13 protein-coding genes, 1 tRNA gene and 2 pseudogenes are annotated in these 20,014 nt (G+C 67.0%); 12 read left to right on the forward strand and 4 right to left on the reverse strand.

The genetic code is table 11. The features are described 5' to 3' along the window. Positions 1-137 precede the first annotated feature (137 nt). The 5 genes from ponA2 (at position 138) to C6A86_RS26185 (ending at position 7,689) form a co-directional block, all read left to right on the forward strand. Positions 138-2,582, forward strand: a complete 2,445-nt coding sequence (ponA2, locus tag C6A86_RS26165; protein WP_311100927.1) for a transglycosylase/D,D-transpeptidase PonA2 — start codon at positions 138-140, stop codon at positions 2,580-2,582. Between the two features lie 20 nt (positions 2,583-2,602). Continuing rightward, positions 2,603-3,550: a metallophosphoesterase gene (locus tag C6A86_RS26170; RefSeq protein WP_105364822.1), complete on the forward strand. Its 948-nt coding sequence runs from the start codon at positions 2,603-2,605 to the stop codon at positions 3,548-3,550. Further along, positions 3,547-4,647, forward strand: coding sequence for a PLP-dependent cysteine synthase family protein (locus tag C6A86_RS26175; protein WP_105364821.1), 1,101 nt, complete (start codon positions 3,547-3,549; stop codon positions 4,645-4,647). The genes C6A86_RS26170 and C6A86_RS26175 overlap by 4 nt, the downstream gene beginning before the upstream one ends. A 225-nt stretch (positions 4,648-4,872) precedes the next feature. Next, a tRNA-Pro gene (locus C6A86_RS26180) sits at positions 4,873-4,946 on the forward strand. Positions 4,947-5,259: 313 nt separating this feature from the next. Further along, entirely contained in the window at positions 5,260-7,689 is a 2,430-nt protein-coding gene (locus tag C6A86_RS26185; protein ID WP_158263300.1) for an excinuclease ABC subunit UvrA, read from the forward strand. 91 nt (positions 7,690-7,780) lie between these two features. Here the strand turns inward: C6A86_RS26185 and C6A86_RS26190 are convergent, their stop codons facing one another. Together C6A86_RS26190 and C6A86_RS26195 are read right to left on the reverse strand one after the other, a co-directional pair. Continuing rightward, the gene (locus tag C6A86_RS26190) at positions 7,781-8,977 is read right to left on the reverse strand and encodes an MFS transporter (protein ID WP_105364820.1); all 1,197 of its coding nucleotides are present in this window, start codon (positions 8,975-8,977) and stop codon (positions 7,781-7,783) included. Further along, a pseudogene (locus tag C6A86_RS26195) lies at positions 8,974-10,307 on the reverse strand (NAD(P)-binding domain-containing protein). Before C6A86_RS26195 ends, C6A86_RS26190 begins: the two are co-directional and overlap by 4 nt. Before the next feature lie 78 nt (positions 10,308-10,385). On the opposite strand from C6A86_RS26195, the gene C6A86_RS26200 reads away from it, so the two are divergent. Both C6A86_RS26200 and C6A86_RS26205 read left to right on the forward strand, forming a co-directional pair. After that, entirely contained in the window at positions 10,386-10,742 is a 357-nt protein-coding gene (locus C6A86_RS26200) for a helix-turn-helix transcriptional regulator (protein WP_105364827.1), read from the forward strand. Positions 10,743-10,840: 98 nt separating this feature from the next. After that, the gene (locus C6A86_RS26205; RefSeq protein WP_396834308.1) at positions 10,841-11,512 is read left to right on the forward strand and encodes a hypothetical protein; all 672 of its coding nucleotides are present in this window, start codon (positions 10,841-10,843) and stop codon (positions 11,510-11,512) included. 18 nt (positions 11,513-11,530) lie between these two features. Here C6A86_RS26205 and C6A86_RS26210 read toward each other — a convergent pair whose 3' ends face one another. After that, positions 11,531-13,549, reverse strand: a complete 2,019-nt coding sequence (locus tag C6A86_RS26210) for a heavy metal translocating P-type ATPase (RefSeq protein ID WP_105364818.1) — start codon at positions 13,547-13,549, stop codon at positions 11,531-11,533. A gap of 424 nt (positions 13,550-13,973) precedes the next feature. Between C6A86_RS26210 and ripB the strand changes: the two genes are divergently transcribed. From ripB to C6A86_RS26225, 3 genes and pseudogenes are all read left to right on the forward strand, one after another. Then, positions 13,974-14,651: an NlpC/P60 family peptidoglycan endopeptidase RipB gene (gene ripB / locus C6A86_RS26215; protein WP_105364817.1), complete on the forward strand. Its 678-nt coding sequence runs from the start codon at positions 13,974-13,976 to the stop codon at positions 14,649-14,651. A 44-nt stretch (positions 14,652-14,695) separates the two neighbouring features. Then, positions 14,696-15,428, forward strand: a pseudogene (locus C6A86_RS26220) (response regulator). Next, a complete protein-coding gene (locus tag C6A86_RS26225) occupies positions 15,425-16,573 on the forward strand; it encodes a cell wall metabolism sensor histidine kinase WalK (protein ID WP_105364815.1) in 1,149 nt (382 codons plus the stop codon). Before C6A86_RS26220 ends, C6A86_RS26225 begins: the two are co-directional and overlap by 4 nt. A gap of 13 nt (positions 16,574-16,586) precedes the next feature. Here the strand turns inward: C6A86_RS26225 and C6A86_RS26230 are convergent, their stop codons facing one another. Continuing rightward, positions 16,587-17,267 (reverse strand): DUF305 domain-containing protein, encoded by a 681-nt coding sequence (locus C6A86_RS26230; protein WP_105364825.1) that lies wholly within the window; start codon positions 17,265-17,267, stop codon positions 16,587-16,589. 174 nt (positions 17,268-17,441) lie between these two features. On the opposite strand from C6A86_RS26230, the gene C6A86_RS26235 reads away from it, so the two are divergent. Continuing rightward, positions 17,442-18,323 (forward strand): serine/threonine-protein kinase, encoded by an 882-nt coding sequence (locus tag C6A86_RS26235; RefSeq protein WP_105364814.1) that lies wholly within the window; start codon positions 17,442-17,444, stop codon positions 18,321-18,323. Between the two features lie 200 nt (positions 18,324-18,523). Beyond that, positions 18,524-20,011: an amino acid permease gene (locus C6A86_RS26240; RefSeq protein WP_105364813.1), complete on the forward strand. Its 1,488-nt coding sequence runs from the start codon at positions 18,524-18,526 to the stop codon at positions 20,009-20,011. Positions 20,012-20,014 lie beyond the last annotated feature (3 nt).

Consider the following 20,014-nt stretch of genomic DNA (forward strand, 5'->3'; position numbering starts at 1 on the left):
CCAAGCTAGGTGGTCAGTGGCCTTTTACGCAACAGTCAGATCACGCTTTTTTGGGACGACCGTGCCGTCAGGGCCCCGAAAGCGGCATTCGCCCGGCTCGCGGGCCCCGATTGGACCCGCTGGCTACTCTGTAACTCATGCCTGAGCAGCCCCCGACACGTCCCCCGGTAGCGGTGACGGTCATCAAACTGATGTGGTGCTGTCTGCTGGCCGCCGTCATCGCCGCCGGATTGATGTTCCCGGTCGTCGGCGGGATAGGCCTGATGTCCAACCGGGCCTCCGATGTGGTCGCCAACGGATCGGCGCAGTTGGTCGAGGGTGACATCCCGGCGGTGTCGACGATGACCGACGCCCGCGGCAACCCGATCGCCTGGCTGTACACGCAGCGCCGCTTCGAGGTGCCCACCGATCAGATCGCCAACGCCATGAAGCTGGCGATCGTCTCCATCGAGGACAAACGGTTCGCCGAGCACAACGGTGTGGACTGGCAGGGCACGCTGACCGGCCTGTCCGGTTACCTCTCCGGCAACCTGGACACCCGTGGCGGTTCCACCATCGAGCAGCAGTACGTGAAGAACTATCAACTGCTGGTGGTCGCCCAGACCGACGCCGAGAAGCGCGCGGCCATCGAGACCACCCCGGCCCGCAAGCTGCGCGAGATCCGGATGGCGCTGACGCTGGACAAGACGCTCACCAAACCGGAGATCCTGACCCGGTACCTGAACCTGGTGTCCTTCGGTAACGGCGCCTTCGGCGTCCAGGACGCCGCTCAGACCTACTTCGGGGTCAACGCCTCCGAGCTGAACTGGCAGCAGGCCGCGCTGCTGGCCGGCATGGTTCAGTCGACCAGCGTGCTGAACCCCTACACCAACCCCGAGGGTGCGCTGGCCCGCCGGAACCTGGTGCTGGACACCATGATCGAGAACGTGCCGCAGGAAGCCGAGGCGCTGCGCGCGGCCAAGCTGGAACCACTCGGCGTGCTGCCGACGCCCAACGAGTTGCCGCGCGGGTGCATCGCGGCCGGGGACCGCGCCTTCTTCTGCGACTACGCGCTGGACTACCTGGCGCGCGCCGGAATCAGCAAGGAGCAGATCGCCAAGGGCGGATATCTGATCAAGACGACGCTGGATCCCGATGTACAGGCCAACATCAAATCGGCCGTGAACCAGTACGCCCCGTCGGATATCACCGGCGTCGCCAGCGTGATGAGCGTCGTCAGGCCGGGCAAGGAGGCCCACCCGGTGGTGGCGATGGCCAGTAACCGCACCTACGGCCTGAACACCGACGCCGGCGAGACCATGCAGCCGCAGCCCTTCTCGCTGGCCGGAAACGGTGCGGGTTCGGTGTTCAAGATCTTCACCGTCGCCGCCGGCATGGAGATGGGCATGGGCATCGACACCCAGCTTCCGGTGCCGCCGGCATTCCAGGCCAAGGGACTGGGCAGCAGCAGTTCGCCGGGTTGCCCGCCGGCCACCTGGTGTGTGCGCAACGCCGGTGGTTACAGCGGCTCGATGAACATCACCGACGCGCTGGCCACCTCCCCGAACACTGCCTTTGCGAAGCTGATCTCCCAGGTGGGCGTGCAGCGGGCCGTCGACATGTCGGTGCGCCTGGGGCTGCGGTCCTACGCGCTGCCCGGTACCGCCCGCGACTACGACCCGGACAGTAACGAGAGCCTCGCCGATTTCGTGAAACGGCAGAACCTCGGCTCGTTCACCCTGGGCCCCATCGAGGTCAACGGGCTCGAGCTGTCCAACGTCGCCGCCACGATCGCCTCGGGTGGCACCTGGTGCCCGCCGAATCCGATCGACAAGGTCTTCGACCGCAACGGCACCGAGGTCGCGGTGACCACCGAGACCTGCGAGCAGGTCGTGCCCGAGGGCCTGGCCAACACGCTGGCCAATGCGCTGAGCAAGGACGACACCGGCGCGGGTACCGCCGCCGCGGCGGCGGGATCGGTGGGCTGGAACCTGCCGATGTCCGGCAAGACCGGCACCACCGAATCGAACCGCTCCTCGGCCTTCCTGGGTTTCACCAGTGAGTTCGCCGCCGCCAACTACATCTACGACGACTCCACCACGCCCAGCGAGCTGTGCTCGTTCCCGTTGCGGCAATGCGGTTCGGGAAACCTGTTCGGCGGCAACGAGCCCGCCCGGACCTGGTTCGCGGCGATGAAGCCGATCACCCCGGACACCGTGGTGCTGCCGCCGACCGATCCCCGCTACGTCGAGGGTGGGCCGGGTTCCCGAGTGCCCAGCGTGGGCGGTATGAACCTCGATCTGGCCCGCCAGCGGCTCCGTGAGGCCGGGTTCCAGGTCGCCGCCGACCCGCAGCCGGTCAACAGCACCTCACCGGCCGGTTACGTGGTGGGGACATCGCCGTCCGGGCAGACCATCCCGGGCTCGATCATCACGATCCAGACCAGCAACGGCATCGCGCCGCCCCCACCGCCGCCGCCGGTGGGCATCCCCGGCCTGCCACCGCCGGTCGGCGAGACGGTGATCCAGATTCCCGGTCTGCCGCCGATCACGGTGCCGGTGTTGGGGCCACCACCTCCCCCGCCACCCCCTCCCGCACCATGATCGAGCAGTAAGCTGCTCACATGTCGCACCTGAAGAACACTGCCGCGATCGCCGCCGGCACCCTGGCCGCAGGCATCGGCTATGCGTCGTTGATCGAGCGCAACGCGTTCGCACTTCGGGAACTGACGATGCCGGTGCTGACACCGGGATCGACGCCATTGCGGGTGCTGCACCTGTCCGACCTGCACATGCTGCCGCGTCAGCGGCGCAAGCAGGCCTGGCTGCGGGAGCTGGCGACGTTGGCGCCGGATTTCGTGGTCAACACCGGGGACAACCTGTCGCATCAGAAGGCGGTACCCGCCGTCGTGCAGGCCCTCGGCGATCTGTTGTCGGTGCCCGGGGTGTTCGTGTTCGGCAGCAACGACTATTTCGCGCCGAGGCCCAAGAACCCAACGAACTACCTGTTCAACAAGAAGCGCCGGATCCACGGTGACCCGCTGCCCTGGCAGGACCTGCGGGCGGCCTTCACCGAGCGGGGCTGGCTGGACATGACGCACACCCGCCGCGAGTTCGATGTCGCCGGGCTGCGGATCGCCGCGGCCGGGGTGGACGACCCGCACCTCAAGCGGGACCGCTACGAGACCATCGCCGGAGCCCCCAGCCCGACCGCGAACCTGTCGCTGGGCGTCACCCACTCCCCCGAGCCGTGGGTGCTCGACCGGTTCGCCGCCGACGGCTACCAGCTGGTGATGGCCGGGCACACGCACGGCGGTCAACTGTGCCTGCCGTTCTACGGTGCCGTCGCGACAAACTGCGAACTGGACCGCACCCGCGCCAAGGGCCCGTCGCAGTGGGGCGCGGATATGAAACTGCATGTGTCCGCGGGCATCGGTACCTCCCCGTACGCACCGGTGCGGTTCTGCTGCCGGCCGGAGGCCACGCTGCTGACCTTGGTGGCCACGCCCACCAAGAACTCGCTGCTGGGTACCCGTGCCGGACAAGCACATCCGACCGTATCGGCCCGGTGAGCGTCGAGGGCGATATCGCCTGTGGCGGGCCTCGAGACTGGGTGGACAATGCCGTCCGGTTGATCGAGGCCGACGCACGCCGCAGCGCCGACACCCACCTGCTGCGCTATCCGCTGCCGGCGTGGGCCGACGAGTTCGACGTTCAGCTGTATCTCAAGGACGAGACGACGCACATCACCGGCAGCCTCAAGCACCGGTTGGCGCGCTCGCTGTTCCTCTACGCGCTGTGCAACGGCTGGATCGGTGAGGGCACCACCGTCATCGAGGCATCGTCGGGATCCACCGCGGTGTCCGAGGCGTATTTCGCCGCTCTTCTGGGCGTGCCGTTCATCGCGGTGATGCCGTCCTCCACGAGCGCGTCGAAGATCGCACTCATCGAATCCCAAGGTGGGCGTTGCCATTTCGTCGCGACATCGGCCCAGGTGTACGCGGAGGCCGAACGGCTGGCGGAACAGACCGGTGGGCATTACCTGGATCAGTTCACCAACGCCGAACGTGCCACCGACTGGCGTGGCAACAACAACATCGCCGAATCGATCTTCGACCAGCTGTGCCAGGAGACGCACCCCGTGCCGGACTGGATCGTGGTGGGCGCCGGGACGGGAGGCACCAGTGCCACCATCGGCCGCTATCTGCGCTACCGCCGCCACCGGACCCGGTTGTGCGTCGTCGACCCCGAGAACTCGGCCTTCTACCCGTCCTACGCGCAACGCGATCCGGCGTTCGCGACCGGGGCGTCCTCACGCATCGAGGGAATCGGCCGGCCGCGGGTCGAGCCGTCATTCTTACCGGGCGTGGTGGACCGGATGATGACGGTGCCCGATGCGGCGTCCGTGGCCGCCGCGCATCACGTCGGCCGGGTACTGGGCCGCCGGGTGGGCCCGTCGACGGGCACCAACATCTGGGGTGCGTTCCGGCTGCTGGCCGAGATGATCTCCCAGCAACGCAGCGGCTCGGTGGTGACCCTGCTGGCCGACAGCGGCGACCGCTACGCGGATACCTACTTCGACAGTGAGTGGCTGGCCAGCCACGGGTTGAACCCCTCGGAACCGGCCTCGGCGCTGGCCCAGTTCGAATCCTCGGGCCGCTGGGCCTGATCCTCGCGCCGCCCGCTCACGTACAGCCAGAGCGCAGCCAGGACGAAGAACCCGATGTAGATCGACGCTCCCAACCCGGTCATATCTGCCTCACTTCATGTCATGGACCGCCCCCGCCGGCGTCCTTGATGTCTATAACAACACCGGGGTCCGACATCCTTCCCGCACGGCGGTAGCCGTTTGGCTTTCCGGCCACCCGGTGCGATACGCTGTCGTGGCTTCACGCGGGGTGTGGCGCAGCTTGGTAGCGTGCTTCGTTCGGGACGAAGAGGTCGTGGGTTCAAATCCCGCCACCCCGACTCGTGGGAAAACAGGTGAGAGGCCCTGACCGGGAAACCGGTTCAGGGCCTTCTTGCTTTTCGCTGCAACAATGCGGATTCTCTATGGTCAGCGCAAACAGGCGCGGTTCCCATACTCCCGGTCGATTGTGTGCCCGGCCTCGTGTCGGGACTTGCCGATAGGCTTCCTCCGTCGTGTGACGTGGAAGGGCGTGTGGTGTCCGGACAGCAGAGCACCGCCGGCGAGCGGTCGGCCGCGCCCACGACCATCGAGGTGCGTGGCGCGTGCGTGCACAATCTCGCGCACGTCGACATCGACGTGCCGTTGCACCAAATGGTGGCCATTGCCGGGGTTTCCGGATCGGGCAAGTCGTCGCTGGCGATGGGAGTCCTGTACGCCGAGGGTTCCCGTCGCTACATCGAGGCGTTGTCGACCTACACGCGACGCAGGATGTCGCACGCCACCAAGGCCACCGTCGACAGCGTCCGTCACGTGCCCGCCGCGCTGGCCCTGCGGCAGCGACCGGGCGTCCCCGGCGCCCGCAGCACCTTCGGCACCTCGACCGAACTCCTCAACGTCCTGCGCCTGTTGTTCTCCCGCCTGTCCGAACACCTCTGCCCCAACGGTCATCGCCAGAAGCCGACCATCGACGTCGCCGCCGGCCTGGACCTGACCTGTCCGGTCTGCGACGTCACGTTCAGCCCGGTGGGCGCCGAAGCGCTGGCCTTCAACTCCGACGGGGCATGCCCGACCTGCGGCGGCCTGGGGGTCGTGCGGGAGATCGATGACGCCCTGCTGGTCCCCGACCCCTCGCGCACGATCGCCGACGGCGCGGTGGCCCCGTGGAAGATGATGGGCCTCACCGTCATGCCGCAGATGGTGGGCGAACTCGGCGTTCGCACCGACGTGCCCTACCGTGATCTCACCGACGCCGAACGGGACGTCGTCCTGCACGGCCCCGCCGAGAAGCACCGCATCACGGTGCCGTCGAAGAGCGGCAAGCTGTTCGAGGTCAACTTCACCTACCGCAACGCCCGCCTCGCCGTGCAGGAGGCGCTCGACAAGGCCGCCAGCGAAGGCGGCATCAATCGGGTCAACAAGTTCATCCACACCGGCACCTGCCCGACGTGCCACGGCACCCGGCTGAGCGAGCGGGCGCTCGCACCTCGGGTCACCGGGATCAATCTGGCCGAGGCGACGGCAAAGACGCTCGACGAGGTGATCGCCTGGGCACCGTCGGTGGTCGACACCCTGCCCGCCGACATGCGATCGATGGCGGCCACCATCGTCGCGCAGCTGCTGGAGATGGCGGAGCGGCTCGTCGAACTGGGTCTCGGCTATCTCGGGCTGGACCGGCCCAGTTCCACGCTGTCCACCGGTGAGCGGCAACGGGTAGCGCTGTCCCGAGCGGTCCGCAACCAGACCACCGGGGTGCTCTACGTCCTCGATGAGCCATCCATCGGTCTGCATCCGTCCAATATCGACGGCCTCAACGGCGTCATCCGCGACCTGCTGCGCGACGGGAACTCCGTCGTCCTGGTCGACCACGACGTCCAGGTCCTGCGGAAAGCCGACTGGTTCATCGAGATCGGCCCCGGATCTGGCAGCGAGGGTGGCACTGTTCTGGCCGAGGGCACACTCGACGATCTGGTGGCCAACCCGTCGTCGCTGATCGCCGGATTCCTCGACGGTACCGAACCGGTCCGCGTGCGCGCCACGGTGAATTCGCCGAAGCTGTTCGCCGACGGCACGATTCGTCTGGCCACCCGCCCGCTGCACACCGTGCACGCACTCGACGTCGAGATCCCGAAGGGCCGGCTCACCGCCGTCACCGGGGTGTCCGGATCCGGCAAGACCACGCTCGTCCTGGAGAGCCTCGTACCGGCGCTGCGGGCCGCCGCGACCGGTGACGCACCACCTGCGCACGTCGCATCGGTCGACCCGTCGGGCATCGCGCGGGTCAACGTCGTCGACGCCACGCCGATCGGCACCAACGTGCGGTCCACCGTCGCCACCTACAGCGGAGTGCTCGACGACCTGCGCCGTGTCTACGCCTCCCTCGGCGAGGCGCGCCGCCGCGGCCTGACAGCGTCGGACTTCTCGTACAACACCGGCTCTCTGCGGTGTCCGCGCTGCGAGGGCACGGGGCAGATCTCGCTCGACGTCCAATTCCTCCCCGACGTCGACATCCCCTGCCCCGACTGCGACGGCAGCCGTTACGCGCCGGCGGCACTCGACTTCCGACGCGAGACCGAGGGTGGGCTCGCGCTGCCCGAACTCCTCGCGCTCACCGTGAAGCAGGCGATCGAGGTCACCGGCGATCTGCCGAAGGTGCACCGCAGGTTGCAGACCCTGATCGATCTCGGGCTGGGTTATCTCACGCTCGGTGAGGACACTCCGGCACTCTCGGGCGGCGAGGCGCAACGGCTCAAGCTCGCAACAGAACTCGGCCGCAAGCAATCCGATGCACTGTTCGTCCTCGACGAACCCAGCGTCGGACTGCACCCCCTCGACGTCCGCGTCCTGCTCGCTGTCATCGACCGCCTCGGCGCGAAGGGTGCCACCGTTGTCGTCATCGAACACGACCTCGACATGATCGCCAACGCGGACTACGTCATCGATATGGGTCCCGGTGGTGGCGCCGCTGGCGGCACCATCGTCGCCACCGGCACACCGGCCGAGATCGCCGAATCCACCGCAAGTGTCACCGGGCGCTACCTCGATCGGGTTCACCTTCGCGGACGACACGGGCCGGGGCAGTAGCGACCACGAAGCGTGTTGACATACAGCTGTCGGACTCAGCACTCATCGTCCGGGGAGGACCGGCTGCACAATGCGCGGGGCATCTGAACTGTCACCGAAGATGCGCTGCCGGGCCGGCCGCCGGGTCCCCCGCCCGCACCGAGGTGGCCATCGCCAGCAGCGCCCCGGCGGCCGCGATCGCGCCCAGGGCGATGAACATCGCGGCGTATCCGCCCAGGACGCTGGCCAGCGCCGCGCCGACAAACGGACCGACCGCGGTGGCGATCATCACCGGTGCGTTCAAAATGCCGCTGAGATGCCCGTAATGGGTTGGGCCCCAACGTTCGGTGACGGCGGTGGCTTGTAGAAGCGTCATGATGCCCCGCATGACACCGGCACCGATGGCCACGACCAGCAGTGCCCCGTAGCTGCTGAAGGCTCCCAGCAGCACGGTGGTGGCGGCGACACCGGCCATGATGATCACCGTCCGGGGTACCACCCCGACACGGCGCACCAGGGTGTGATAGCCGAGCCGGCCGAGTACCTGCCCGGCACCACCGAGACCGAGTGCGAGCGCCGCGGCGCCGGTGCTGATGCCGCGCTGGCTCATCAACGGCACCAGATTGGCGATCACCGCGTAGGACGCGAGACCGGCGAGCGCGAATGCCGCCACCAACGCGAGGAACGGCAGGCTACGGGCGGTGCGGGTGGGCGTCTCCGCCTCATGCGCGGTCGTCATCGACGGCCATGGGCGGCGCAGCCCGAAGAAGTGCGCGGGAACCGTGATCGCCGCCAGCACCGCAGCCAGAACGAGATAGGTCTGGCGCCAACTCATCTGCGCCGCGAGGGCGGCAGTCAGCGGCGCGAAGACGGTGCTGGCGAACCCGGCGACCAGCGTCAACACGGTCAGCGCGCGCACCGCGCGGGTGCCGAAGTACCGGGTCAGGGCGGCGAACGCGGGCGCATAGAACACCGCGCTCATCGCCACCCCGGCCAGCACCCAGGCCGCGACGAACCATCCGTAGTTCGGCGCGGCCACCACCGCCAGCACCGAAACACAGCCCAGCACCGAACCGGCCGTCATGATCCAGCGAGGACCGACCCGGTCCAGCAGCCCGCCGACCGGGATTCCGACCAACGCGGCGGTGACCAGGCCCGCGGAGAACGCCGCGGTCACAGCGGGCGCCGACCAGCCGGTGTCGGCGCTGATCTGTTCGGACAGCACGGTGAAGGCGTAGTACAGCACGCCCCAACTGGTGATCTCGGTGACGCAGAGGGTCAGCAGCACCCAGCGCAGCGTCCCCGTCATCCGCCCACAGGGTCGAGCGACAACGACAACGGCTGCGGGGATGACGGTGCAGGCCCACAGCACCCACCCCGGCGTTCTCCCCCTCGGGGCTGTCGAACAGTCCTGCGCCGTTGCACACCCCGGTATCGGGCAGGGTGAGCTCGACTCGGCCGGCGGCCTCATGGTCGCCGGCCAGTTCGGCGGCGATGCTGCGGACCTGCTCGTAGCCGGTCATCGCGAGGAACGTCGGCGCCCGGCCGTAGGACTTCATGCCCACGATGTACAGATCCGGCTCGGGGTGGGCCAATTCGGCTGCGCCATGGGGCAAGACACTGCCACAGGAATGCATGTTCGGATCGATCGAGGGCGCCAACATGACCGGCGCCTGCAGAATCGGGTCGAGCTCGATGCGCATCTCGGACAGGAACGACAGATCCGGCCGGAACCCGGTCAGCACCACCACGTGATCGGCCGGCGCCAGTGCCCGGCCGTCCTCCGCGGTCACGACCGCGCGTCCGTCCGCCAAGTCGACGCGTTCGCTACGGAACCCGGTGAGCAGCGAAACGCGGCCTGCCTCAACTGCTTCCTTGGACCGCACGCCCAGGGCGCCACGCTGCGGGAGCTCATCGGCGGCGCCACCGCCGAAGGTGTCATCGCTGACTCCCCTGCGCAGAACCCACGTCACCGAGGTCGACGGGTCCTTGCGCACCACCTCGCCGAGCTGGATGACCGCGGTCATCGCCGAGTGCCCGCTGCCGATCACCACGACATGCCGACCCGCCAGCGCCGCGGACTGCGCCACCGTCGGCGGGATGTAGCTCAGTACGCCGGCCGCCGCCGCTTCGCGCTCACCGATAGCGGGGACACCGTCGGCGCCTGCAGGATTGGGCTGACCCCAGGTGCCCGAGGCATCGATGACCGCCCGCGCCTGCACCCGGGATTCGCCTGCCGCATCGCGGACATGCACGACGAACGGCGTCTCGGCCCGGCCCGGACTGACCAGCCGGTCCCGGCCCAGCCGTGACACCGCCTGCACCTTCGTCCCGAACCGCACACGGTCACCCAACACATCGGCCAACGGCGCCAGGTACGCGTCGATCCACTCCCTGCCGGTGGGGAACCCGGATTCTGGAGCCACCCAGCCGGTCGGCTCCAACAGCCGCAATGCGGCCGGATCGATGAGTTCGGGCCAGGGCGAGAAGGTGCGCACGTGCGCCCACTGTTCGACCGCCGACCCCGGCCCGGCGCCGGCTTCCAGCACCAGGGGCGTCAGACCGCGCTCCAGCAGGTGTGCGGCGGCTGCCAAACCCAACGGTCCGGCACCGATGACGACAACGGGCAGCTCTGACATGGTTCGATCCTCTCATCGACAGCCTTCGATGAATCGATCGTGGTCGATGTATCGATGTTTGTCAATATGTGTGTCATCATGGACGTCGTGACCACTTCCGTGACCGTCGGCGATGTGACGGCCTGCTGCTCGCCGCTGACCGGTGGCGCCTTGGATTCCGCTGCCGCCGAACGTCTTGCGTCGGTGTTCAAGGCGCTCGGCGATCCGGCGCGGGTCAAGCTGGTGTCCCTCATCGCCGCCTCCGAAGGCGGCGAAGCCTGCATCTGCGATCTCACCGGACCGCTGGGATTGAGCCAGCCCACGGTCTCGCACCACATGAGAATGCTGGTCGATGTCGGCCTGGTCAGTCGCGAACAACGCGGCAAGTGGGCCTACTACCGGGTCGTTTCGGAGGCTCTGGACCGCATCGCCGCCGCGGTGTCGACTCGGGTCTAGACCGGGCGCCGACCGGCACGGTGACGGAAGAATCTCGGTCGGGTTGAGATGTGATGTCGCCCAAGCCCATCCCCGGGCGGCGCTGTCATCATCGGACGGTGGCAATCAAGGCGGCGCCGAGGTCAGACAGCAGGCTGGCTGCTCGTTGTGCCGCGCTCGCCTCCTTCGGCGCTGCGCTCGTCCACTTCGGCGTCGCTCCGGCACATTGGCGGGAATGGGCGCTGTCCGGGTTGTTCTTTGTGTCGCTGGCGCTCCTGCAGTTGAGCTGGGCGCGAGTCGTCCTGGTCAGGACCACGACGGCGGTGCTGGCAGCCGGGATCGCCCTCAATGTGGGTGCGGTGGCGCTGTGGGTGGTGACCCGGACCTCGGGTGCCCCGTTCGGTCCGCACGCGGGCGAACCGGAAGTGGTGCAGGCCGCCGATCTGTGTGCGCTGTTGCTGCAGATCTACGTCGTCATGGGCGCTTCCTGGATCTGGTACCGCGGGCTGCGCGGGGCGCCGATTTCGGCGTTCTCCAGCGCCGCGGTCCTCATCGGTGCGGTCGGTGTCGTCACGTTGGCATCGACGGTCGGCGTGGCCTCCGGGCAACAACATGGCCATCACGGTGCGGAGATCGATCATGCAGACGGCCATGCCGGGCACGACCGGGATCCGGTTGTCCCGCTGAACGTCAAGCCGGTCCAGGCGCCGGCGGCACCTCCCCCCGTCGATGCCGCCGCCGTACCGGCTCAGCCGCTCGACGGCCACGGCGATCACGACCATCACGAATGACCCGTCTGGGTGGCGTGCTCAGCGGTCCAGTACTGCTTTCGCGCTGACCTCCGGTCGGAGGTCGAGACGCCGCAACACTTGCGCGTTGAGCGCGACGACGATGGTGGACAGCGACATCAGGATTGCGCCGACCGACATCGGCAGCACGAAGCCGACGGGCGCCAGAATCCCGGCGGCCAGCGGCACGGAGACCAGGTTGTAACCGGCGCCCCACCACAGGTTCTGTTTCATCTTGCGGTAACTGGCGCGGGACAGTTCGATCACCGACAGCACCGAGCGCGGATCCGAACTGGCCAGGATGACGCCCGCTGAAGCGATCGCGACATCGGTGCCCGCTCCGATCGCGATGCCGACATCGGCCTGGGCCAGCGCGGGGGCGTCATTGACGCCGTCGCCGACCATGGCGACCTTCTTGCCTTCACGTTGCAGTGCAGACACTTTGGAGGCTTTGTCTTCGGGCCGGACGCCGGCAAAGACACGGTCGATGCCGAGTTCGTGCCCGACGGTGTCGGCAACGGCCTGCGCGTCACCGGTGATCATGACGACTTCCACGCCGAGCTTGTGCAAGGCGTCGACGGCCTCGCGGGATTCGTGACGGACTTCGTCGGCCAGACTCACACCACCGATGACGGCGCCGTCACGCACCACGTGCAGGATGATGGCACCGTTCTCCCGCCATCGTGCGGCGGCCTGGACTTCGCGTTGGTCGAGTTCTTCGAGCAGGCGCGGGCCGCCCACCCGCACTTCGCGGCCGTCGATGGTTGCGGTGACCCCCACGGCCGGAGACGAGGAGAAGCCGGTGGCGCGGGGGACGTCGAGCCCGCGGTCATCGGCCGCCCTCACGATCGCCTTGGCCAGCGGGTGTTCGCTGTCGGCCTCAGCCGCGGCGGCCAGCGCGAGCATGGTTGCCGCATCGAGGTCGCCGACGGTCTCGATGGCGGTCACGGTGGGTTCGCCTTTGGTCAGGGTGCCGGTCTTGTCGAAAAGCACCGCATCCACGGTGCGCATGCCCTCCAGCGCGAGCCGATCTTTGATCAGAACGCCGCCGCGTGCGGCGCGCTCGGTGGCGATGGAGACGACCAGCGGAATGGCCAGGCCCAGGGCGTGGGGGCAGGCGATGACCAGGACGGTGATCGCGCGTACGACGGAGGCATCCGGATCCCCGGCGATGGCCCAGACCAGTGCGGTGGCGCCGGCGGCGGCGAGCGCGAACCAGAACAGCCATCCGGCGGCGCGGTCGGCGAGGCGTTGAGCTCGCGATGTGGAGTTCTGCGCCTCGGTGACCAGGCGCTGGATACCGGCCAGCGCGGTATCGTCCCCGGTCGCGGTGATCTTCACGCGCAGACCGGAATCGGTGGCGACGGTGCCTGCGGTCACCGACTCTCCGATTCCCCGGGCCACGGGTCGGGATTCACCGGTGACCATCGACTCGTCCATGTCGGCGCGTCCGTCGACGATCGTGCCGTCGGCGGGAACACTTCCGCCGGGGCGGATCACCACCAGATCACCGACGCGCAGATCTGCCGGGGACACCGTCACGGTGCTGTCGCCGTCGACTTTTTCCGCTTCGTCGGGCAGGAGAGCGGCCAACGAGTCCAGTGCCGATGTCGTCTGGGCCAGCGAGCGCATCTCCACCCAGTGGCCCAGCAGCATGATGACGATGAGGAGCGCCAGTTCCCACCAGAATTCGAGCTCATGGTGCAGCAGACCCAGGCTTGCACCCCAGGACGCGAGGAACGCAACGGTGATGGCCAGTCCGATCAGCAACATCATTCCCGGTTTGCGGGAACGGATCTCACTGACGGCGCCGGTGAGGAAGGGACGTCCACCAACGGTGTACATCACCGTGCCCAGCAGGGGCGCAATCCACGGTGCGAGGCGGAAATCCGGTATGTCGTAGCCGACGAGCATGGCGAACATGGCCGAGAACACCACGACCGGTATGGCGATGATCAGGTTGATCCAGAACAGTTTCCGAAACTGGGCGACGTGATCTCCGTGGCCGCCGTGACCCTGGTGCTGGTGCTGGTGTGTCATATCCGTCCTGCTCTTCGTCGACCAGCGGGTCGATGATGACCCCGCCGAGATCCGCAGATTCCCTCTCCACGTATACCCCTACCGGGTATGCCTGCCAACATATACCCCGGATACCGGGCAACCGTCAGCTTTACGGAATCTTCATCGAAGAAATAGCGGAAGCACAGGGTCCACCACCGACAGGCCCGGCGCGACGTACCTTCACATTGGTTCTGTTGCAACGAATCTCATTGCGGGAATTCGGCACCGCTGTTTCCAATGTGGCCGATGTGAACTAGTGTGATCTACGTACTCAGTACGTACTTTGTTGTCACACCATTGAATCCGTGAGAGCCGCAGTGGCGCGAGGGAGAACGATGTGAGATTCGGTATTCGACGTTCACGTCCAGAGCCGACAACTGCCTGCAGCCATCGACGGCGTCTCATGGCAATCTGCGCAGCCGCCACGGTGGGGGCGCTCCTGTACGCGCCGTCCGCAACAGCGGAACACACCGGTGGACACTGGGATCCGCTGCTACCCAAGGTGGTCAGCGCCGGCGCGCCCGGTGACCCCGTCGCCATGGCCAATGCGTCGTTGCAGGCGAGCGCCGCGGCAACGCAGACCGCTGTCAACATGGGTCGCCGTTTCTTGAGTGGCCTGGGGATCCTCGGTTTCCCGTCGAGCCCGGCGACGAGTATCCGCAGCAGCCGACTGTATGGCGCACAGGCCATAGAGCACGTCATCCGCCGAGCAGGCACTCAGCTCGGCGTGCCCTACTCCTGGGGCGGAGGCACTCTCGACGGCCCCAGCCGCGGAGTCAATCAGGGCGCCGGAACTGTCGGATTCGACTGCTCCGGGCTCACCCGATTCGCTTTCGCCGGCGTGGGGGTGCTGCTGCCGCGCTACTCCGGCGACCAATACGGGGCCGGGCGCAAAGTTCCGCTGTCCGAAGCCAAACGCGGCGATCTGCTGTTCTGGGGGCCCGGCGGCGGACAACACGAAGCCATCTACCTCGGCGGGGGCCGGATGATCGAGGCACAGCAGACGGGCGTGCCCGTCAAGGTGTCACCGGTGCGCATGGCGGGCATGACCCCGCATGCCGTACGCATCATCGAAAGTTGAGCCTGCGTGACGATCCGCCCACGATCACGCCTCCGGCAGGCACGATGAACACCATGGAACACGCGAAGGGGTACCGGGCCCTCGTCGTCGACGATGAGGTACCGCTGGCCGAGGTGGTGGCCAGCTACCTGCGACGCGAGCAGTTCGAGGCGATCGTTGCCGACAACGGCATCGATGCCATCGCCGTGGCGCGCGAATTGGATCCCGACGTCGTCATCCTCGACCTCGGCCTGCCGGGCATCGACGGCCTGGAAGTGTGCCGCCAGCTGCGTACCTTCTCCGACGCCTACGTCGTGATGCTCACCGCCCGCGACGCCGAGATCGACACCGTCCTCGGCCTCACCGTCGGGGCCGACGACTACATCACCAAACCCTTCAGCCCACGCGAGCTCGTCGCGCGCATCCGAGCCATGCTGCGTCGCCCACGCCTGCTGCACGCCACGTCTGCCGCCTCCGAATCCCAGCAGGTGCCACCTCGCCAGTTCGGGCCGCTGAACATCGATGTGGCGGCCCGCGAGGTGCGCGTCGACGGCGAGCCGATCCTGTTGACCCGCACGGAGTTCGACATCCTCGAAGTCTTGTCGGGACGCCCCGGCGTAGTCCTCAGTCGCCGTCAACTGCTCGAAGATCGTGCGGGACGGCCCATGGGTGGGCAACGAGCACCTCGTCGACGTCCACATCGGACACCTCCGACGCAAGCTCGGCGACGATGCCGCCCAGCCGCGATACATCACCACGGTACGCGGGGTCGGATACCGCATGGGCTCCGGACAATGACCGCAGACCCGCAGCTCAGATCGCCCGAACGAATCCGGTCTCACCGTCCGGGCATCGGACTGCGACTGCTGGCCGCTCAAGCCATCGTGGTGATCACCGGCGCTCTGACCACCACCGCCGTGGCCGCCATCGTCGGCCCGCCGCTGTTCCGCGAGCACCTGCACCGAGCCGGGGTGCCGGCAGATTCCGCCGAGGAAGTCCACGCCGAAGAGGCCTATGGCTACGCCACAGTCATCTCGATCGGGGTCGCCGTGGCAGTGTCGGCGCTGGTCGCCTTGGCCGTCAGCTTCTACGTCAGCCGGCGTCTGCAGCGCTCGATCACCGAGGTCGCCTCGGCAGCCAGGGCGGTGACCAAGGGCAGGTACGACACCCGTGTCGCGCCACCGCGCCTCGGCGACGACTTCGACGCACTCGCCATTGCCTTCAACAAGATGGCGTCCCGCCTGCAGACCGTCGACTCGACGCGACAACGGTTGTTCGGCGACCTCGCACACGAAATCCGGACCCCCGTGGCCGTACTGGAGGCCTACATGGAGGCACTCGAAGACGGGGTACGCACCCTGACGCCCGAGACCGCGGCCATGTTGCGCGACCAGACCAGAAGGTTGGTGCGCTTCTCCGACGATGTGGCCGCACTCGCCAAAGCCGAGGAGAGCTCATTCTCTTTGACACACAGCATGATCGACGCCGGCGCTGTCGCCCGTCGCTGCATCGCCGCCGCCCAAGCTCGCTACGACAGCAAGGGGGTGGGTGTCGGCCTCAGCCAGCACCACGCGCTTCCGGCCCTCTGGGCCGATGAGCAACGACTTGCCCAAGTGCTCGCCAACCTTCTCGACAACGCCCTGCTCCACACACCGCCCGGAGGCTCGGTCCAGCTGAGTTGCGCCCGTGTCGGCGACAGCGTGACGATCGCCGTCGCCGACAACGGCGAAGGCATCGCCGCCGAACACCAGCCCAAGATCTTCGAACGGTTCTACCGCGCGGATGCCGCCCGCGACCGTGAACGCGGAGGGGCCGGCCTCGGCCTCGCCATTGCCAAAGCCCTCGTCGAAGCGCACGGCGGAACCATCTCCGTGTCCAGCGCAGGACCCGGAACCGGCGCGACCTTCACGGTCCACTTGCCCATATCCGCCGCGGCCCGCTGAGCCGCCGGGCGTCCTACTCGGCGAGCAGGGTCCGCATCTCCTCGATCTCCGCTTGCTGCGACGACACGATGCTGCGCGCCATGTCGACCGCCGCCGGGAACTGCCCGTTGTCGATCTCCTGCTGGGCCATGACGATCGCGCCCTCGTGGTGCTCGATCATCTGCTCCAGGAACAACCGCCCGGCGTCCGCGCCCTGCGCATTCTGCAGCGCCGCCATGTCGGCGTCGGACATCATGCCGTGACCACCGCCACCCATACCCGGCATATCGCCCATGCCGCCCTCGCCCGACATGTCATGACCGGGCATGTTGTGGCCGGGCATGTCGGCGCCGCTCGTCGCCGGTGCAGCCGGGACGCCCCACTGTTGCAGCCAGCCCTGCATCGTCTCGATCTCGGGCGCCTGAGCGCCCTTGATCGTGTCGGCCAGTGAGACCACCGCAGGATCCACTCCCTGCTTCCCGAGGAGCATGTCGCTCATCTCGATCGCCTGCTCGTGGTGCGGGATCATGCCCTGCGCAAATGCCACGTCGGCGTCGTTGTGCGTGCCGGCGTCGGCCGAAGCACTGGCTGATGTCGACATCGACGTGGTGACCGACGACACCTCGCCGGTGTCCGCCGTGCCCGAACACGCGCTCACGAACAGAGCCGACGCAGCGAGCGCCGCGACCCCGTATCCATATCGATGACGCTGCATCGCACATCCCTCCTGGGCACACTCGGTGACCACACGTATCAGCGCGGCACGAATTCGCCGCCCCCTCAGGATCAATCAGCCGAGTATGGGTCGGTTCGACGTCCGATAAAGATCTGATGAAGACGCGCGACCCGCCGTCCTGCACCATCGACGACTGCTGACTACTCTTTCCCTGTGTTAGAACCCGGTGATGTCATCTCCGACTACACCATCGACGCCCTGCTGGGCAGTGGCGCAAGCGCCGATGTCTACCGCGTGCATCACACCGGAAGCACCGATGCGGTGGCGTTGAAGGTCTTGCACACGGATCCGGCGGGCCACCCCCGGACGCGGGAGCGGTTCGCGCGCGAATTCACCATCGCCGCCATGCTGGATCATCCACACATCGTGGCCATGTACGAGCAAGGTGACAGCCCGGCGCTGTGGATGACGATGCAGTACATCGACGGCCCGGAATCCTCGGTCCTGATTCCGAAGACCGGCCAGGAACCGGACATCGCAGCGATCCTGCGAGCGTCGGGCCAGATCGCCGATGCTGTGGACTATGCCCACTCGATGGATGTCCTGCACCGAGATATCAAGCCCGCCAACATCTTGCTCGACATCGGTCACGAAAACGCGTTCCTCAACGATTTCGGCATCGCCCAGTTGATAGACGATGTCTCGCCGCTGGCACGCAACGGCCGTGTCCGTGGTTCCATCGCCTACGCGGCACCCGAACTGCTTCAGGGCCAACAATTGACGCCCGCAACAGATCTCTACGGGCTGGCCTGCACCATGGTCGAGTGGATCACCGCGCTTCCGCCGTATCCCCGCAGCACACCGTTCGCGATCACCTACGCACATCTGCACGATCCGACGCCCGCACTGAGCAGGCGGCGCCGTTGGCTTCCCAGTGGCATCGACTCGATATTCGCGAAGGCTCTGGCGAAAGATCCTGCAGCGCGCTATGTCTCGTGTACAGAGCTCGTCGACATCGTGTCGCGTCTGCTGCGCGGCGTTCCGGTGCCACCGGCCCGCTCCGCCGGCCACCGATGGCCATGGGACAGAAACTGACAGTAGCTGCCACTTACTTTCGTCGAATGACCCTGCCGGACAAAGCCGTTGGCTGACCTTGACGCACCATTTCTGTTAGCGCAATGTTTACACGCTCAAGTATCGCGTCTGGTCAACCAGGAATACTCTCGGGCCAGAGCCATGGTGCGCGCCCAACGGTGAGCGTGCTTGGACACTGCGCACATTCATCGGGGGCGGTTATGTCGACCGACGCATCAACATACGACAATTCGGCACTGACACACGAAGACGAGGGCTACCACAAGTCGCTCAAGCCACGGCAGATCCAGATGATCGCCATCGGCGGAGCGATCGGCACCGGCCTGTTCATGGGTGCAGGTAGTCGACTGCACGACGCCGGACCCGGCTTGTTCCTGGTGTACGCGTTCTGCGGTGTGTTCGTGTTCTTCATCATGCGGGCGCTCGGCGAACTCGTGCTGCACCGGCCGTCCTCGGGCTCCTTCGTCTCCTATGCGCGCGAATTCTTCGGCGAGAAAACGGCTTACGTCACCGGCTGGCTGTACTTCTTCAACTGGGCGGCGACCGCCATCGTCGACGTCACCGCGGTGGCGCTCTACGTGCATTTCTGGGGGATGTTCGAGGCCATTCCGCAATGGCTGATCGCCCTGGTCGCGCTGGCCATCGTGATGACCATGAACATCATCTCGGTGAAACTGTTCGGTGAGATGGAATTCTGGGCATCCATCATCAAGGTCGCCGCACTGGTGACGTTCCTGGTCGTGGGCATCGTGTTCCTCGCCGGCAGATTCGAGATCGAAGGCGCATCAACCGGTTTCAGTGTCATCAGCGACAACGGCGGACTACTGCCCACCGGCATGTTCTCCCTGGTGATCGTCACCTCCGGTGTCATCTTCGCTTATGCGGCAGTGGAACTCGTCGGCATCGCCGCCGGCGAGACGGCCGAACCGGCCAAGGTCATGCCGCGCGCCATCAACTCGGTGATCGTGCGCATCGCCGTGTTCTACGTCGGATCGCTGATACTGCTCGCGCTGTTGCTGCCGTACACCACCTACCGGGCCGGCGAGAGCCCGTTCGTCACGTTCTTCTCCAAGATCGGCGTCCCCGCGGCGGGCGGCATCATGAATCTGGTGGTGCTCACCGCCGCCATGTCCAGCCTCAACGCCGGTCTCTACTCCACCGGTCGCATCCTGCGGTCGATGGCCATGAACGGCAGCGCGCCGGCATTCACCGGAAAGATGAACCGCAACGGTGTGCCATTCGGCGGTATCGCGCTGACAGGCGCGCTCACCCTGCTCGGCGTGATCCTGAACCTCTTCGTTCCGGAAGAGGCGTTCAACATTGCGCTCGATCTCTCGGCGCTGGGCATCATCGCCACCTGGGCCATGATCGTCGCCTGCCAGCTTCAGCTCTGGCGCTGGGAGCAGAAGGGCATCCTGCAACGTCCGAAGTTCCGGCTACCCGGCACGCCGTACACCAGCTACGCGACGCTGGTGTTCCTCGCCGCGGTGACGGTGCTGATGTGCTACGAGAACTATTGGAACCTCATCGCCATCCTGGTGATCGGCCCGATGCTGGTGGGTGGTTGGTACGTCGTCCGCGGCAAGGTGATGACGATGGCCCAACAACGGATCGGCTACACGGGCGACTACCCCGTCATCCCGCAACCCCCCATCCCGGAGCGTGGCGGGCACGGCGACGACACGTAGTCC

Origin of the sequence: Mycobacterium sp. ITM-2016-00316 (assembly GCF_002968335.2) — a bacterium.
Classification (GTDB): domain Bacteria; phylum Actinomycetota; class Actinomycetes; order Mycobacteriales; family Mycobacteriaceae; genus Mycobacterium.

Coding starts and splice junctions, on each gene's coding strand:
- ponA2 (WP_311100927.1), top strand. CDS start 138: ATGCCTGAGCAGCCCCCGACACGTCCCCCGGTAGCGGTGACGGTCATC.
- C6A86_RS26170 (WP_105364822.1), top strand. CDS start 2,603: ATGTCGCACCTGAAGAACACTGCCGCGATCGCCGCCGGCACCCTGGCC.
- C6A86_RS26185 (WP_158263300.1), top strand. CDS start 5,260: ATGGTGGCCATTGCCGGGGTTTCCGGATCGGGCAAGTCGTCGCTGGCG.
- C6A86_RS26190 (WP_105364820.1), bottom strand. CDS start 8,977: ATGACGGGGACGCTGCGCTGGGTGCTGCTGACCCTCTGCGTCACCGAG.
- C6A86_RS26200 (WP_105364827.1), top strand. CDS start 10,386: ATGGACGTCGTGACCACTTCCGTGACCGTCGGCGATGTGACGGCCTGC.
- C6A86_RS26210 (WP_105364818.1), bottom strand. CDS start 13,549: ATGACACACCAGCACCAGCACCAGGGTCACGGCGGCCACGGAGATCAC.
- ripB (WP_105364817.1), top strand. CDS start 13,974: ATGGCAATCTGCGCAGCCGCCACGGTGGGGGCGCTCCTGTACGCGCCG.
- C6A86_RS26225 (WP_105364815.1), top strand. CDS start 15,425: ATGACCGCAGACCCGCAGCTCAGATCGCCCGAACGAATCCGGTCTCAC.
- C6A86_RS26230 (WP_105364825.1), bottom strand. CDS start 17,267: ATGCAGCGTCATCGATATGGATACGGGGTCGCGGCGCTCGCTGCGTCG.
- C6A86_RS26240 (WP_105364813.1), top strand. CDS start 18,524: ATGTCGACCGACGCATCAACATACGACAATTCGGCACTGACACACGAA.